The sequence below is a fragment of the Candidatus Latescibacter sp. IFSED24 genome, from assembly GCF_058273205.1.
In genome coordinates this window covers 3252936-3269024 of record NZ_CM177850.1, presented here as the reverse complement: position 1 = coordinate 3269024, position 16089 = coordinate 3252936, and the positions used below count along the sequence as shown (strand labels likewise).

Here is a 16089-nt window from a genome sequence, read left to right as displayed (position 1 = left end):
AGGAGAAAGTCATGCAGAACGAGAGCTACATCCCCACGGCCCCGCAGGGTTCCCCGGGCCAGGGCTCCGGCGACCAGTCGGAGATGGACTACCGGCAGCGCCGGCGCAACCTGCCCTACAAGGTACCCTTCCTCGCGGGCTTCCTGTCGGGGATCATCCCGGGCCTGGGCCACATCTACGTCGGGTTCTTCCGCGAGGGCCTGACCATCTTCGCGGTGCTGGCCTGCCTGATCACCCTGGTGGCCAGCGACATCCAGGGCCTGATGCCCGTGGCCATCGTGGGCCTGGTGTTCAGCTGGTTCTACGGCATCATCGACGCGGTCCGCCGCGCCCAGGTCTACAACCTGGCGCTGGACAACGACGGCAAGGTGCCCGAGATCCAGAACCTCGCCGTGCCGGGGCGCAACGGCTCCATGGCCGGCGGCGTGGTCCTGGTGGTGCTGGGCACCCTGATCTTCCTGAACCTGAAGTTCGGTTTCGAGATGGAGTGGCTCGAGGACTGGTGGCCTCTGGGTCTGGTGGCCCTCGGCGTCTGGCTGATCGCCAAGGCCCGCCAGGAGAAGGGCGGCTCCAGAGGCCCGGAAACCCCGCCCGGGATCTGATCCGCCGCGATTCGTGCTCAACCGACCACCGGCTCCTGCCGAACATCACGGCAGGAGCCGCCCGTTTCCAGGACCGGTTCCCGCGCCGTGCAACCTCGGAAGGGAAGCCAGTTGGTCGACCGCCCCGGCAGGATCTTCATCGTCGACGACTCGGAGCAGGATCTGCGGATCCACGCCGCCACGCTGCGCGCGCAGGGCTACGAGATCGTCACCGCATGCAACGGCGAAGAGGCGCTCCTGCGCGTGGAGGCCGACGTGCCCGACCTCTTCCTCGTGGCCGCCAAGATGCAGGGCATGGACGGGTTCGACCTCTGCGAGCGGCTCAAGGACGATGCGCGGCTGATCAACGTGCCGGTGATCTTCATCACGGCCGGGGTCACCAGCGATGACATCGATCGCGGCTACGCGGCGGGCGGGGTCGACTACATCAGCAAGCCCTGCCATCTGAGCGAGTTCCTGGCCCGGGTCCGCACCCACGTCAACCTCTACCGGCTGCTGCAGGAGGTGGCGCGGCTCGAGGACATCGCCATCGACGCCAACCCGCTGACCCACCTGCCCGGCAACAACACCATCATGGCCACCATCCAGGAGGCCATCGACCTCAAGCTGGACAAGACCGTGCTCTACGCCGATCTGGACTACTTCAAGGCTTACAACGACTACTACGGCTTCAGCGACGGTGACGACCTGCTCCTGTTCACCGCCGAGACGCTGCAGACCGCGCTGCGCACGGTCTGCCAGGGCGGCGCGTTCCTCGGCCACATCGGCGGCGACGACTTCGTGCTCATGGTCGACCACGCGGAGGTCGAGGCGGTGGCGGCGGAGATCATCCGCCAGTTCGACACGGGCGCGCCGGCGTTCTACCCCGACGAGGACGTGGCACGCGGCTACATCGAGACCACGGACCGTCGGGGCCAGACCGTCCGCTTTCCGCTGATCGCGCTGAGCCTGGCCGGTGTGCAGCTCCGTTCGCGACCGTTCTCCCGCTACCTCGAGGTGGCCAGCGTCTGCGCCGAGGTCAAGCACCTGGCCAAGGCGGTGCCCGGCAGCAACCTCTGCCTGGATCGGCGGGACGTGGGCAGTCCCGCGGAGACCGTGTCCCGCTGAACACCGAGTGTCGTCCAGGCTTTTCTGTCGCAACTTCACCGCGCTACCGCTAAGATCCCGAAAACCACCTGATTTCCGGGGTGGACCCCTCGGCTCGCTCTGCTGAACGGAGGCCATGATGGTGTCCCGCAGTCTTCGCTCCCTGCGCACGGTAACCCTGACGGCTCTCGCCCTGTCCCTGGCGCTGCCCGCCGCCGCCCAGATCGACGTCCAGCGCGAGCAGCCGTGCTGCGAGATCGACAACCCGGCGGTGGTCTGGGCCGGCGAGGATCCGGTGATGACCTTCAGCGAGCTGGCTGCCCACTGCGCGCCCGTGCTCTGGTTCTCGCCCGACGAGCCGCTGCTCGAGGGCCTGGAGCGGCCCGGCGAGATCAACCTCCCCATGCCGTTCCCGTTCGAGGAGGACAACGGAGGCCCCGTGGTCTACTACCGGCTGCGCAACGTCATCTACGGGCGCGACGACGTCTCGGAGATCCCGGCGCTGCCCCGCGCCAACGACACCGAGATCAACTTCGACCAGGTCTCGGCCGTGGACCTCGATTTCTTCTTCTACTACCCCAGCGAGGAAGGCCTGGGCGGCCACATGCACGATGTCGAGGCGGTGGAGATGAAGATCGCCATCTACCGGCAGAAGGAGTGCCAGGAGTGCCGCTACGGGATCGTCGTGGCGCTGGTCAACGCCAAGGCGCACGGGATCCTCTGGTACGACAACACCCTCGAGGTGGATCGATACACGCACTTCCCCATGACCATCCTCGTGGAGGAGGGCAAGCACGCCAGCTGCACCGACAAGAACGGCGACGGCTACTACACTCCGGGCTACGACGTGAACAAGCGGATCAACGACGCCTGGGGCATCCGCGACGTCATGCGCACCGGCGCGCTCTTCACGGGCAACTTCCAGGGCTGGTTCGCCAAGAACCGCAAGCCCGAGGACCGGGTCTTCCCGCCGCTGCCCGAGGACAGCCGCTGCCGCGAGCGCTTCACCGAGAACGGGGTCTACGCCGAGGGCTACCGCCATTACGAGCTGCGGCCCTTCCCCGACATGGCGGCCGCCGAAGCCGCGGGCGACGAGACTATCTACCGGTTCGTGGACAAGGGCTATCCCGACTGGCCCGATGCGCATCCCAGCAAGACCCTGGACGAGCTGTCCCAGTGGGCGGACACCGAGTACTTCGCCAAGTCACTGACCGTGGCCGCGCGCTACGACGGCGACGTGGGCCTGTCCTTCGTGTTCCCGCTCCTGATCCTCAAGAACGTCAACGATCCCATGACCGGCGGGTGGCTGGTCAATCGCATCTACCTCAAGGACAAGAAGTTCCGCGACTTCGGCTGGAACGTGATGTACACCTCCAGCGCCTCGCGCTGGCTCGACGGCTATTTCTCCGCGGGGCTCGAGGTGGACAAGTACGACACGCCGGAGGGGCTTGCCAGGCGTACCGGCTTCGTCTCGGAGACCGGCATCAAGCTGCGCGGCAACATCTCCCACTCGCCCATCAGCTTCCTCTCGGTGTTCAGCGAGTTCATCGGCCTGCGCGTGGGCGTGCGCTACCGCGGCTTCGAACGGTTCGACGAGATCGGCTACGTGGTGGAATTCGGCGCGGGGAGTTTCTGACATGAAGCACTGGCGACGTTTGCTGGCGCTGGCGTGCGGCCTGCTGATCGCGGGGGCCGGCCTGGCCCAGGATTCGCATTACTGGACCAGCCAGTACGGCAACCAGGCGCGGCTGCTGGGCGGCACGGTGGTGGGCACCTCGGCCGACGTGGCGGCCGTCTACTACAACCCCGGTCGCCTGGCCCTGGTGGAGGATCCGCAGCTGCTGCTCGCGGGCACGGCCTACGAATACACCACGATCTCGCTCACCAACGCCGACGGCGAAGGTGTCGACCTGAACAGCTCACGGATGGGCAACGCGCCCTCGCTCTTCGCCGGTGAGGTCCCCTTCGGCGGCTCGCAGGATCACCGCCTGGCCTACTCGTTCCTGACCCGGCACAGCTTCGAACTCCGCTCCGAGGAGTGGTTCCCGGTCACCGGCTACCCGGACGTGGAGCGCTTCGACGCCAACATCGATTTCTCCGAGAAGATGAGCGAGTACTGGGGCGGGATCACCTGGGCGCACCGCTGGACCGACCACATCGGCATCGGCGTGTCGGGTTTCGTGTCGGTACGCGACCAGAGTTCCAAGCTGCAGACCCTGGCCCAGCTCGAGAACCCCGACAACGCCGGCATCGCGGTGCAGCGGTCGCAGTTCGACTACCTGCAGGTCGGGGTGCTGGCCAAGGTCGGCATCGGCGCCGATTGGGGTGCCTGGCAGGCCGGCCTCGCGGTGACCACGCCGGTGCTGGGCATCTACGGCAAGGGCAACATCGGCTACGTGGAGAGCCTGGTCTCCCAGACCGACGGCGAGGGCGGCCCCGGCCTCTCGCGCATCGTCAACGATTACCAGCAGGATCGGTCGGCCGAGTACCGCTCGCCGCTGTCGACCGCGCTGGGCGCGGGCTACACCTGGGGCGACACGAAACTGCACCTGTCGGCCGAGTACTTCGCCGCCGTCTCGGGCTACCTGGTCATGACCGCCGACCCCATCACCGTCCCGGGCACCGGTGAGGTGCGCGATGAGTCCGTGGCCGATCACCGCGAGGCGGTGCTCAACTTCGGGCTCGGGCTCGAGCACGCGTTCGGCCCCCGCGTGCGCGGCTATGCCAGCTTCCGCACCGATGACAGCGCGGCCACGCCCGAGGCGATGCAGAGCCTGTCGCTGTCGCTCTGGGACATCCGCCACTTCGCTGCCGGCGTCACCTTCCCGGTGGCCAAGTCCACCTTCACGGTGGGCGGCATCTACGCCTACGGCAGCGAGACCATGGAGCGCGACGTGACCATCCTGCCGCCGGCGGAGGGCGGCGATGCGGGAGCGAGCACCACCATCGAGGGCAAGTATCGCCGCCTGACGTTCGTGCTCGGCTTCGCCATCGGGCTCTAGCGGCGGAAAGCCCCGTCCACGGCGTGTAGGATCGTCCGTGCCAGCGTCGTGAGCGACGGGTCGCGGGCTCCCATGACCAGCACCAGATCGCCCGGCCGCGCCTCGGCCGCGATCAGCCCGGGCAGTTCCGCCCGGTCGGCGACGAAGCGCGCCTGCCGCCCCCGCCCGGCCACGCCCCGGGCCAGGTCCTCGCTCGAGATGTCCCTGGCCACCGTCCCCCCCGCGTAGAAGATCTCGGGCAGCCAGAGCACGTCGTCGGGCCGCAGCTCGGCCGTGAAGGCGGCCACCAGGTCGTCGCGCAGGAAGCGCGTGGGGCCGAAGCCGTGGGGCTGGAACACGGCGAGGATGCGGCCGCCGGTGCCCGCCAGGCGGTCGCGGCCGGCGGCCAGGGCGGCGGCCAGCTTGTCGGGGTTGTGGGCGAAGTCGTCGATCACCTCGACACCGTGCGCCGTGCCGATGGAGACGAACCGCCGCGCCACGCCGGCGAATCCCGCCAGCGGCGCCACCATCGCCGCCAGCGCCACGCCGGCCTCCTTCGCCGCGGCGATGGCGGCCACGGCGTTGAGGACGGTATACCGGCCGGGCTGGGGCACCGTGAACCGCACGCCGTCCACCGTGAAGGCCACCGACCGCGGTCCCAGCTCCAGGTCCACCGCGCGCACATCGGCACGCTCGCCGAGGCCAAAGGTCAGCGCCCCGGGCCGCAGGAAGTCCAGGTTCGCGTCCTCGCCCACGATCAGGGGGCCGGCGCACTGAAGGCGGAAGGTGGTGAACATGGCCGCGATCTCGGCGGGCTCCTTGTGGTCGCGGCCCAGGTTGAGGACCACGCCGGCCCAGGGGTGGTAGTTCACCAGCGACCCGTCCGACTCGTCGGCCTCGATGACCAGGAAGGCGGGGTCGGGACCGGTGCCGCTCCAGGCGTTGCCGAGCAGACCCTGCTGCTGGAGCGCCGCCACGGGGCCGCCGGTCAACAGGCGGGGGTCGTGGTCGCCGCCGCGCAGGATGGCCCAGATCATGGCCGTGACGGTGGATTTCCCACTGGTGCCGGTGACGGCGACGGTCTGGTGCTGGGCCACGTAGATCGCGAGCAGCTCGGAGCGATGCTTGAGCGGGATGTCCAGCTCGCGGGCGCGGATCACGTCGGGAATGGTGTCCTCGACGGCGGTGCTCAGGACCACGGCGGCGCAGTCGCCGGTGAGCGCCTCGCCGGTCTGGGGCACGATCCCGACGCCCGCCTGCTCGAGCGCCCGGCGGATCTCCTGGCGCTCGCCCTGGTCGAACGCCCGGTCGCTGCCGGTGGCGCGACCGCCGCGGCCGGCGTGGAACTGGGCGAGCGCGGACATGCCGCTGCCGCCGACGCCGACGAAGTGGAGCCAGGGGTTGGGGGTCTTGGCGGACATGAGGACTCCAGGGTTGAAGGACGGGATCCGGGGAGGATAGGGGGTTTTGGGGGCGCCGGCCAGGGGGAATGGGGGCGGGGTGGGATTCCCGGCATTGAACGAAAAGGACGGATCGTCGCCCTGCACACGGTATACCGTATTCTTGACGGCGAGTTGGAACCTGAAATTTTGTAACATATTTTATTTATGTACCTTACATGAATGCCAACCCCCGGGGGTTTTTCTTGATAAAATCTATCATTTTGGGATAGCGCCAAGCGGTGGTCCAATGCGACACAAGAGGCCCCGGCTCCCATCGATTCCCTCGACCATGAACTGAGAAGTACCAAGCCCACAAGGTGGACCGCCCTCGATCGCGGTGCCCAGCCCGCCATGCCATACCGAAAAGAGTTGAAACAGCACATTCGATCATCTAGACTCGGAATCCCCTGGAGGGAGCATCCCGGTGCTCGATATGACCCCTGAATCGAAAAACTAGATTATAGAGAGGTCGATCGATGAAGAACGACACCCGGTCGTATGCCATCCTGTCCACCGTCCTGTGCGTGCTCCTGGCCTGTCTGGCCGGCTGCGACGACGACTGCGACCATCCGCTGTCCCCCGGCTGTCCCGACTGTGAGGGCACCGTGCTCTCCGAATCCGTGGATGTCCGCGACCAGGCGGACCTGGAGGCCCTCGCAGGCGTCACCGAGATCCGCGGAGTATTGAACATCAACGGCCACGCCGACTCGTCGGCGATCCACGATCTGACGCCGCTCGCCGATCTGAAGCGGGTCGAAGAGCTCTACATCAACAAGACCGCGCTCGGCGACCTGCGGGGCCTCGAGAACCTGCGGACGATCCAGTCCATCATGCGACTCTCGGACAACGACAGCCTCCGGACGCTGAACGGGCTCGATTCGCTGCAATACGTCCCATACGTCGAGTTGAGGCGCAATTCGGAACTCACCACCATCGACGCCATGGGCGGAGCCTCCGGGATCCGGAGGATCATGCTCAGCAGCCTGGACAACCTGATCTCCATCGACGTTTTCCAGTCGCTGGCCGACCTCGAGGACCTCACCGTCCAGGCCTGTCTGGCGCTGAAGACCCTGACGGGGTCGGTGGAAATGCCGGCCCTGAGATATGTCACCCTGGCGGATCTCCCGCAGCTCGCGAGCATCGATCTCGTCGCCACCGGGTCCGCGGTTTCCCTGTCCCTGCGACTGCAGAATCTCGCCGCCCTGGAGCACCTGACCGGCCTGGAAGACCTGACCACGCTCTGGTATCTCCAGGTGTCGAACATGCCCAACCTGGCCGACCTCGCGGGCCTGGGGAGTCTGCCGTCGCTGCAGTTCTTCGCCATCTGGGACACGCCCCTCTTGACCGATCTGTCGGGAGCCACGTCCTTGCCGGCCCTGCACAACCTGCAGATCGGTGGCCCCTCCGGTCTGGTCGACCTCGAGGGACTGCCGCCGCTGCCGCTCCTGCGGGGACTCATTCTCGACGACCACCCCGCGCTCGAATCGTTCGCGGGCCTGCCGGACCTGCCCGCCGTCGAGACCGTGCGCATCACCGACTGCGCCGCCGTGACCGACCTGACCGGCTTGCCTGCCATGACCAATGTGGAGTACCTGTCCATCACGCGTTGCGAGAGCCTCGCCAGCCTGGCGGGATCCGCCGGCCTGACCGGCATGCGCACGATCGAGGTCCACGAATCCGGACTCGTCGATCTGACCGGCCTCGACCCCTTGCCGGCCTGCGAGCGGCTGACCATCGTCTCCTGCCCCGATCTGACGTCCCTCGCCGGACTCTCCTCGTTCACCGGCCTGACCCAGCTCGTGCTCCGTGACGATGGAGCGCTGGTGTCCCTGGGCGCAGGCGCCGAACATCCGACCCTGGAGCAGGTCGATATCCGGGACTGCGACGCCCTGACGACCCTCGCCGGGCTGGGCACGCTGCCCGCCTTGACGACCCTCGGGATCACCGATTGCGACAGTCTCCAGCAGCTGACCGGAGCCACGCTGCCCGCGGCGCTGGGCCGGATCCAGATCGTCCGCGGCACGCAGCTCGTCTCGCTGGATGGCCTGCAGGGCGTTGAAACCGTGGCGGAGGAGCTGGCGCTCGTCGGCAACCCGCTGCTGACCAGCCTGGACGGCCTCGACGGGCTGGCGTCGGTGGAGGTGCTGACCGTCACCGACAACACCAGCCTCGGCGACGCCACGGTGTTCGAATTCGTCGCGGGGCTCGAGCACTGGAGTCAGCTGAACGTGGGTGGCAACGGGCCCTGAGGGGATGGGGATTCCGGGGTCGAGGGTCGTGACGGAGAGTCGCGTCAGGATTCCCTGCCCCGGATTGTTGGTAGTATGGCTGGGTCATCCGTCCCCCGGGGGCAGTGTCCGATTTCGTTTGACGGTGACCAACCCGCGGACTTCAGTCCAATCGACCGTCGTGGAAACCGCTTCCCCGCTCAAAATAGGCCCCGAGCAACGCTCGAGGCCGACGGAGAAGATGATCAATGCTTGACTAGCCGTTCCATATCAGCGGACGAGCGTCATCTTGTGCAACGACCCCTGGCCGCCCGACTGCAACCGACAGCAATACACGCCGCTCGGCAGGGGCGCGCCCGTGTCGTCACAGCCGTCCCAGGTCACCTGGTGCCGGCCCGCTGCTTGCGGCCCGTCCGCGAGCCGGCGGACCAGCCGCCCGCGCGTGTCGTAGATCCGTAACGAGAGCGGCGCGTCGACGGCCGTCTCGTAGGTGATGACCGTGCGCGGGTTGCAGGGGTTGGGGGCGATCCGCTCGACCTGGGTGATCAGACGGACGGAGGCCGCCGCACCCGTGGGATCGGGGATCGCCATGCTCCAGGGTCCGCCGTTGCCGTGGACATCCACCGCGAGGAGCTTGTAGACCGAGGTCGGGGTGCCCTGCGGATCGTCGTAGCCGGTGTCCTTCTGCTCGGCGATGAGGTTCTCCGGTCCCGGTTCGAAGTCGGTGGTCGGGCCCCGGTGCAGTCGGTAGCACCAGAAGTCCGGTTCGGGAGCCGGCTGCCACGTGAGCGCGACCGTGTCGTCGGCGAAGTGGGCGGCGAACCCCTGGAGCGCGGCCGGCGGCAGGTTGTCCACCGAGTAGCCGGAGACGATGGCCGAGTGATGGACCTCGGTGCCATCCGACGTCACGGCGCTCACCCGGAAGCTCTGCCAGGGGATATGGTCCGGCAGCGAATCGGCGACGGTGGGCGCGAGCGCGGCGTAGAGATCCTGGCCGGCGGCGGGGATCTCGCTCAGGAGTTCCCAATCCTCGGTTCCGGTCACGAGCCGCCAGATCTCGTAGGTCGCGATGCCGGGCGTCGGCGGTGTGTCGAGGGCGCTACCGTACCAGTCGATCTGTACCCAGCCGCCCTGGTCGGCGGGCACGTCGGCGATGGCCAGGATGGTGGGGGCGAGGACACCGAGGGTGCCGCGGCGATTCAGTCGCTGGCCGAAGACGTCCTGGTCGCCGTTGCGCTGATCGTCCCAGGTGATGATCGCGCCATCGTCGCCATCCGAAAGGACGATGGCGTTCTCCTGGGGCGTGGCGTGGTCGCTGACCGGGATCCCGTCCGCTGGCCACAGCCGCTGGCCCGCCGCGTCCAGGGCCTGCGCGTAGATGTCGATCTGACCATCGCGCTGGTCCTGCCAGACGATGATGGCGCCGCCGGGTCCGTGGGGAACCGGGGTGGGATACGTCTGAGCATTGACGGCGGCGCAGACAGCGACCCCGTCGTCCGGCCAGCTGGCCTGGCCCACAGCGGAGATTCGCTGGGCGAAGATGTCGTCCGAGCCGGTGCGTCCGTCGGACCAGCAGACGATGGCGCCCCCGGCGGTGTCGGCGCAGATGGCTTGCTGCTCCAGGGTTTCCTTGCTGCTGAAGATGGCGACGCCATACCCCCAGACCGGTGCTCCGTCGGCGTCGAGCCGCTGGGCGCGGAGGCTGCGCGTCTCGGAGAAGAGTTGCCGGGTGACGAACGCGACGAGGCATCCACCCTGGTGATCCGGCGCGAGCGCATCCTCGATGGCGTACGCGGAATCGATCCAGACGCTGCCCGATTCCCAGGCGAATGATCCATCGGCCAGCACCCGCTTGATGAAGAGTCCGTAGGAGTCGCCCCCCATCTCCGCGGTGTAGGCCACCATGGCGCCGCCGGCCCCGTCGCTGATGATCTGCCCGGTGTGGCCGTTGCCCCACCCGCACACCAAGATTCCCCCGGGGGTCCAGAGCGGTTCCCCGGTGGCGCCGATGCGCTGTCCGCGTACGATGGTCGTCATGCCGGAGGCGGTTTCACGGTGCTCGTTCCACATCACGATGGCGCCGCCACCGCCATCGCTCACGGCGATCGGATTGATGATCGTGTGGTCGGTCTGGACGGCGATGACGCCGTCGCTCCCCCAGAGGGGCGTGCCGTCCGGTGCCATCCTCTGGGCGTGGATCTCTCGACCGGAGTATATGATCGCCCAGATGACGACGGCGCCACCGGCACCGTCGTCGGTGATCGCGCACATGGTCTGTGCCATCTGGAATGGACTGACCAGGACACCGTCGGCGGCCCACTGTGGAGTTCCGGCTGCCGACACGCGCTGAGCGAAGACTTGCGCTCCGGCCCCCTGGCAATCAATCCAGACCACGATCACCCCGCCCTTGCCGTCGGGGACCGATCGCTTGGAGAATTGGGTTCCCGCAGCGGCGTAGATGGGCAGCGCCTCGCCGGCCGAATGCGGCCACAGGGCCGACACTTCTCCGGCTGCCAGAGCGACCAGAATCAGGGCGAGCATGAACACGGCGTGCGTACGGCTTACCATGGCGGACCACCTCTCGGTCGGACCTCCATGTCGCACCTTGCGGATCAGACTCCCCCTGATCGCCCCGGCCTGCTCCCGCGTGTGGTCGTGATCTTCGAGGTGGTAAGAATGGCGGGATGGAATGCAGCCGATTCTACCACCGCGGGGCGCCGACCGTCAAACCGGCCCCGCCGGCATGGGCCCTCGCGGCGTTTCGGCGTTATCTTGTGAGCACCCCCCGGATCGGCCTTCCCGAAGGGAGCCGGCCATGCATATCCTCCTCGTCGAACCCCGGACCCCCGACACGTTCTGGAGCCTGCGCCACGCCATACGCTTCGTGGGCCGCCGCGCGGTCAACCCGCCGCTCGGCCTGCTGACCGTGGCCGGGCTCTTGCCCGCGGACTGGTCGTGCCGCGTGGTGGACCGGAACACCCACGACCTCAAGGACGGCGACATCCGCTGGGCCGACTACGTCCTGGTCAGCGCCATGGAGCTGCATCGTGAGGAGGTGGTCACGCTCGCGCGGCGTTGCCACGAGCTGGGCAAGCCCCTGATCGGCGGCGGTGCGCTGTTCGTCAACGAGGTCGACCCCTCCCTCGGTGTCGACCACGTGGTGGTGGGCGAGGCCGAGGAACTGGCCGCCGCGCTGGTCGAGGACATGCGGCACGGCCGGGTCCGCCCGCTCTACCAGGCCGAGCGCTTCCCCGACCTCGCGCTGACGCCGCTGCCGAGGTGGGATCTGATCGAGCTGAAGCACTACGCCACCCTGTCGGTCCAGTCGTGCCGTGGCTGCCCCTTCGATTGCGAGTTCTGCGACGTGGTGGCGCTCAACGGACGCAAGCCGCGCTACAAGTCGCCGGCGCAGTTCGTGGCAGAGATCGAGAAGCTGCGCGAGGCGGACTGGCGCGGCCCCGTCTTCGTGGTCGACGACAACTTCGTGGGCAACAAGCGGCGCTGCCGCGAACTGCTCGAGGCGGTCATCGACTGGCGCCGGCGCACCGGCGCCCGCCTGACCTTCATCACCGAGGCCTCGGTGGACCTGGCGCAGGACGCCGAGCTGCTCGAGCTCATGGTCGAGGCCGGCTTCAAGAAGGTCTTCCTCGGACTGGAGACCCCCAGCGCGGCCAGCCTCCGCGAGTGCCGCAAGCTCCAGAACCTGCGCGGCGACCTGGCGGACGCGGTGCAGGCCATCCAGCAGGCCGGCATGGAGGTCATGGGCGGGTTCATCGTGGGCTTCGACAGCGACGAGCAGGACATCTTCCAGCGCCAGTTCGAGTTCATCCAGCAGACCGGCGTGGTCACCGCCATGGTGGGCCTCCTGCAGGCGCTGCCGCGCAGCCGGCTCTACCGGCGCCTGGCCCGGGAGGGGCGCCTCCTGAGCCGCAGCCACGGCGACAATACCAGCGCCGTCTTCAACTTCGAACCGCGGCTGGACCGCGAATGGCTCGAGGAGAACTACCGCCGCCTCATGCGCCAGCTCTACGAGCCCGGGACATACTACGCCCGCATCCGCACCTTCCTCGACGCCCACCGCATGCGCGGCCCCCGCGAGGCGCTGACCTGGCGCGACGTGGGCGCCATCTTCAGCTCTCTCTGGATCCAGGGCATCGTGCACCAGGGACGCCGCGCCTACTGGCGGTTCCTGGCCGGGACGCTCGTGCGCCACCCGCGCCAGATCGGCGTGGCCCTGACCATGGCGATCATGGGCCACCACTACCGGCAGGTGGCGGCGGGGCTCTAGGTCGCGCCCGCCGCCGCCTCAGGGCCGCCGCTACTGGCAGTTCGGCGTCACCTCGAAGACCGCGCCCTCGAACCGGCCCAGGCCCCAGGCCAGCGAATCGTAGGGCGGCCCGTCGCAGTTGCCGCCGCCGCCGGTCAGGAAGACCAGGTACTCGCTGCCCAGGTCCTGCGAATGCGCCGGCCACGGTGGGCCGTTGAACGAGCAGCCGTCGCCGTAGTAGGCGGGGTCGTAGAAGCTGTGGCCGACCACGTGGTATCTGGTGGCGCCGCCCACCTTGGCGAAGCGGATGTACACGCCCCACCCGCCGGTGCCGCTGTCCGGATCGTAATGCGCCTCACCGAACAGCTCGCCGTGGTACATCTCCTGCTCGCCCACGTCGAGGTGCACGGTGGCGGTGTCGATGGGCGAGTAGCCGCCGTCGATCTCCAGGCTGGCGATGCAGAGGATCCGGTCGAGGCCGCCGGTGGGGTCGCCCTCGTACGAGGCGGTGGGCTCGGTGGCGAAGTCCCAGCTGCCGATCTGGCCGTCGGGACCGATGAGGGTGCCGGCGGTGCCATCGGCGCGCCAGCTCCAGACCACCACCTCGTCGCCGGTGTAGGGGCGGTCGAGGCTGGCGGTGAGTTCCTGCACGCCGCCGGGGCAGAAGCTCAGCGAATCGGGCAGCACGATCTCACGCTTGACCACCGTGAGCGGGGCGGTGGTGCGTTGGATGAAGGTGGTGTCGGGGCCGACCTTGACGTAGAGGTCGCACCAGACGTCCTCGGTGCCGCCGACCCCGGCGTTGGCCACGTACTGGACGTAATCGTAGCTGGTGAGGAAGTCGTTGCTGGTGTCGGCCGGGTTGGCGGGGTTGACCAGGGTGCCGGCCAGGCCGGGGCAATGCCAGCGGAACGCGTAGGCCGCACCGGTGGGCGGGCCGCCGGTTTCGTCGTCGAGGACGCAGGTCAAGAGCTGGGTGCGGTACATGTCGAGCTCGGCCTCGCGCGGCTCGAGGTGGATCACCGGCGCGGTGACCGACACGTCCCAGGTGTTGGCGCGCTCGCACTCGCCGAAGTGGTAGCCGGTGATGATGCTGTCGACCAGGCTGCCGATGACGTCGGCCAGTCCCACCGCGTTGAAGAAGCTGTCGACCGCGCCCATGATGTCGTCGATCCGGCCCGCGTTCATGCCCGCCGACATCAAGGCGTCGCCGATGAGGTCGAGGGTGGCCTCCTGGAACTCGTCGCTGTTCCAGACCTCGGTGATCAGGACCAGCACGGCGCCCCACCAGTCGTTGTTGCTGAGGCAGGCGTGGAACTCGGGCAGGCCGGTGGAGATGAAGGTGAGGTAGCCCTGCAGGCTGGCGGCCATGCCCTCGCCGCCGAACGCGTCGTCGAAATGGCCGGCCGCGGTGACCTCGCCGGCCATGGTGGTCAACAGCGGGAAAAAGTAGTCCAGCACGAGGCACTTCAGCGCCATCCAGTCGCCGGCGGCCAGCTCGTCCGAGGTGTACTGCGACGGGTCGGCGGCCGGCTCGAGGCCGAAGCCCAGGACGTCGAAGTCGTAGACCGTCTCCTTGGCCCCGGGATAGGCGGGCAGCGACAGGGGCGCGAGGATCTTGGGCTCGTAGGGCAGGCCGCCCAGGAAGTAGCCCAGGATGGTGTTGATCGAGCCCGCGAAGCCGTCCACCGGTGGGATCTCGAACTGGTGCATGGCCGACGCCGGGTCCAGGTCGTGCACCACGTCGTCCTCGTCGATCCAGGCCTCCTGCCAGACGAAGGCCACGCTGCGCCGCCGATAGCTGTTCTTCACGGTGACCTTGTTGATGCCGCCCTCGTTGAGGATCTCGACGCCGCTCTGCTGGAGCTCGGGCTCGATGAGGATGCCCTTCTCGCCGGCCTCGGGCGTGAGGAGCTGCGCGACCAGTTCGGTGAGCGCCGCCTGCACCGCGGGGTTGGCCGTCGGCAGCCCGCCGGGATTCTCCACGAGGGCCTGGGCGAGCGCGCTCTCGAGCTCCTCAAGCTCGCTGCCCAGCTCGGCGATGAGGTCGCGCACGCCCTGGGCGCCATCGGGCGGGAGCATCCAGGTGCCGAGGCCCAGCCAGAGCAGGACCTCGGCGGTGGTGCGCACGTCCACCGTGGGGCTCGTGCCGCCGAACCAGGACAGCAGCAGCGGCCGGCCGGCGGGGCCGGTGACGGCCAGGAGCTGGCGGCCGTCGGTGAAGCACTCGGCGGTGAAGGCGCCGTCCTGGCCGCAGCTCGCCGCGCCGTGGCTGGTGACGACCTGCAGGGTGGCGGGGTCGCCGGACCAGCCGGCGGGCAGGCCGAGCGTGCTCTGGACCTGCTCGGTGGGCTCGGGGTCCGGCGGCGGACCGGGATCGATGGGGTCGTCGCCGCCGCAGCCGGGGAGCAGCAGGATGGTCGCCAGGATGGCGACGGCCAGTCGCGAGGTGAGCGATGCGGGATTCATGATGGGCCTCCGGGGTCGGCGCTCGTGGACGTACGGGTGGCGATGATCGGGCTGAATGATACCGGGAGGGCGTTACGCGGGCGTTACGGGGAGGCGGAGAGGGACAGGCCGGGTCGGCCATGAAGACCGGCCCGGCACGGGGAGGCTGGATTGCCGCTACTCGAAGAGCCGCTTGACGCCGGACCAGCTCCTGGTCTCGGTGCGCACCACGTCGAGGTCGACGTAGTCGATGCTCATGATGTTGCGGCCGGAGTGGGTGGCGAGCTCCTCCCAGGCTCCGGTGGACTTGTCGATGCGGTAGACGCCGGGGTCGTCGGGATACCAGTAGTTGTTCACGCCGTACAGCGAGCCGTCCTCGTCGAACCCGAGGCCCATCAGGCGGTGGGTGTCGGCCACGAACGTGGGCTCGGCCGTCTCCTTGTCGACCGTGTACAGCGCGCCGGCCGTGTCGAGACCGCCGATGCACACGTAGAGATCGCCGGTGACGGGGTCGAAATCAGCGCCGGTGATCCAGTAGACGCCGATGGGGTCGACGGGCTCCAGCTCGCCGGTCACGGTGTTCACGATGTAGAGCACGGTGTGTTCCTGGTCGATGGCGTACAGGTTGCCGGTGGCGGGGTCCACCGCCAGGCTGTGGATCACGGTCCAGAAGTCCGGGACCTGGCAGACCAGGGTGGTGGCGCCGGTGTCCGGGTCGATCTCGAGGATCTGGTTGACCCCCTCGGACGTGTCCGAGCAGTAGAGGATTCCGGCGGCGGCGTCGTAGGCGAGGGACACGATGTGGGGCGTGCCGACCGGGGCATGTTCGGTCAGCTCGCCGGTGGCGGTGTTCAGGATGCAGAGCTGGTCGTTGGAGGCGTCGCCCACGAGCATCTCGGCGGTGGCCGCGAGCGGCAGGACGAAAGCCAGCACGGTCACCAGAGTCACAATCTTAAATCGCATGTCAGACTCCTCTTTTGCGGTTGACGGATTGCCAGGCGCTGATCGGTCATCGCCAGGCGCGGATTCCCAGTC

At 68.3% G+C, this 16089-nt stretch carries 10 protein-coding genes; 6 read left to right on the top strand and 4 right to left on the bottom strand.

Features of this window, described 5'->3' with window-relative positions; all coding sequences use genetic code 11:
- Nucleotides 1-11: 11 nt before the first annotated feature.
- The 4 genes from IFSED24_RS13235 (at nt 12) to IFSED24_RS13220 (ending at nt 4690) form a co-directional block, all read left to right on the top strand.
- On the top strand, nt 12-602 hold the full coding sequence (locus tag IFSED24_RS13235; protein ID WP_491331942.1) for a hypothetical protein: 591 nt from the start codon (nt 12-14) through the stop codon (nt 600-602).
- Between the two features lie 111 nt (nt 603-713).
- Nucleotides 714-1709, top strand: a complete 996-nt coding sequence (locus IFSED24_RS13230) for a response regulator (RefSeq protein ID WP_491331941.1) — start codon at nt 714-716, stop codon at nt 1707-1709.
- Nucleotides 1710-1830: 121 nt separating this feature from the next.
- A complete protein-coding gene (locus tag IFSED24_RS13225; protein WP_491331940.1) occupies nt 1831-3324 on the top strand; it encodes a hypothetical protein in 1494 nt (497 codons plus the stop codon).
- A gap of 1 nt (nt 3325) precedes the next feature.
- On the top strand, nt 3326-4690 hold the full coding sequence (locus IFSED24_RS13220) for a hypothetical protein (RefSeq protein WP_491331939.1): 1365 nt from the start codon (nt 3326-3328) through the stop codon (nt 4688-4690).
- Here the strand turns inward: IFSED24_RS13220 and IFSED24_RS13215 are convergent.
- The gene (locus IFSED24_RS13215) at nt 4687-6090 is read right to left on the bottom strand and encodes a glutamate ligase domain-containing protein (protein WP_491331938.1); all 1404 of its coding nucleotides are present in this window, start codon (nt 6088-6090) and stop codon (nt 4687-4689) included. The two genes, IFSED24_RS13220 and IFSED24_RS13215, sit on opposite strands and share 4 nt — an antisense overlap.
- 497 nt (nt 6091-6587) lie before the next feature.
- Between IFSED24_RS13215 and IFSED24_RS13210 the strand changes: the two genes are divergently transcribed.
- Entirely contained in the window at nt 6588-8360 is a 1773-nt protein-coding gene (locus IFSED24_RS13210; protein ID WP_491331937.1) for a hypothetical protein, read from the top strand.
- 249 nt (nt 8361-8609) lie between these two features.
- Here the strand turns inward: IFSED24_RS13210 and IFSED24_RS13205 are convergent, their stop codons facing one another.
- Nucleotides 8610-10907, bottom strand: a complete 2298-nt coding sequence (locus IFSED24_RS13205) for a FlgD immunoglobulin-like domain containing protein (protein ID WP_491331936.1) — start codon at nt 10905-10907, stop codon at nt 8610-8612.
- A gap of 247 nt (nt 10908-11154) precedes the next feature.
- Here IFSED24_RS13205 and IFSED24_RS13200 point away from each other — a divergent pair, with 247 nt between their 5' ends.
- Nucleotides 11155-12627: a B12-binding domain-containing radical SAM protein gene (locus IFSED24_RS13200; RefSeq protein WP_491331935.1), complete on the top strand. Its 1473-nt coding sequence runs from the start codon at nt 11155-11157 to the stop codon at nt 12625-12627.
- 30 nt (nt 12628-12657) lie between these two features.
- Here IFSED24_RS13200 and IFSED24_RS13195 read toward each other — a convergent pair whose 3' ends face one another.
- Entirely contained in the window at nt 12658-15075 is a 2418-nt protein-coding gene (locus IFSED24_RS13195) for a hypothetical protein (RefSeq protein WP_491331934.1), read from the bottom strand.
- A 156-nt stretch (nt 15076-15231) separates the two neighbouring features.
- On the bottom strand, nt 15232-16017 hold the full coding sequence (locus IFSED24_RS13190) for an NHL repeat-containing protein (protein WP_491331933.1): 786 nt from the start codon (nt 16015-16017) through the stop codon (nt 15232-15234).
- Nucleotides 16018-16089 lie beyond the last annotated feature (72 nt).

Coding starts and splice junctions, on each gene's coding strand:
- IFSED24_RS13235 (WP_491331942.1), top strand. CDS start 12: ATGCAGAACGAGAGCTACATCCCCACGGCCCCGCAGGGTTCCCCGGGC.
- IFSED24_RS13220 (WP_491331939.1), top strand. CDS start 3,326: ATGAAGCACTGGCGACGTTTGCTGGCGCTGGCGTGCGGCCTGCTGATC.
- IFSED24_RS13215 (WP_491331938.1), bottom strand. CDS start 6,090: ATGTCCGCCAAGACCCCCAACCCCTGGCTCCACTTCGTCGGCGTCGGC.
- IFSED24_RS13210 (WP_491331937.1), top strand. CDS start 6,588: ATGAAGAACGACACCCGGTCGTATGCCATCCTGTCCACCGTCCTGTGC.
- IFSED24_RS13205 (WP_491331936.1), bottom strand. CDS start 10,907: ATGGTAAGCCGTACGCACGCCGTGTTCATGCTCGCCCTGATTCTGGTC.
- IFSED24_RS13200 (WP_491331935.1), top strand. CDS start 11,155: ATGCATATCCTCCTCGTCGAACCCCGGACCCCCGACACGTTCTGGAGC.
- IFSED24_RS13195 (WP_491331934.1), bottom strand. CDS start 15,075: ATGAATCCCGCATCGCTCACCTCGCGACTGGCCGTCGCCATCCTGGCG.
- IFSED24_RS13190 (WP_491331933.1), bottom strand. CDS start 16,017: ATGCGATTTAAGATTGTGACTCTGGTGACCGTGCTGGCTTTCGTCCTG.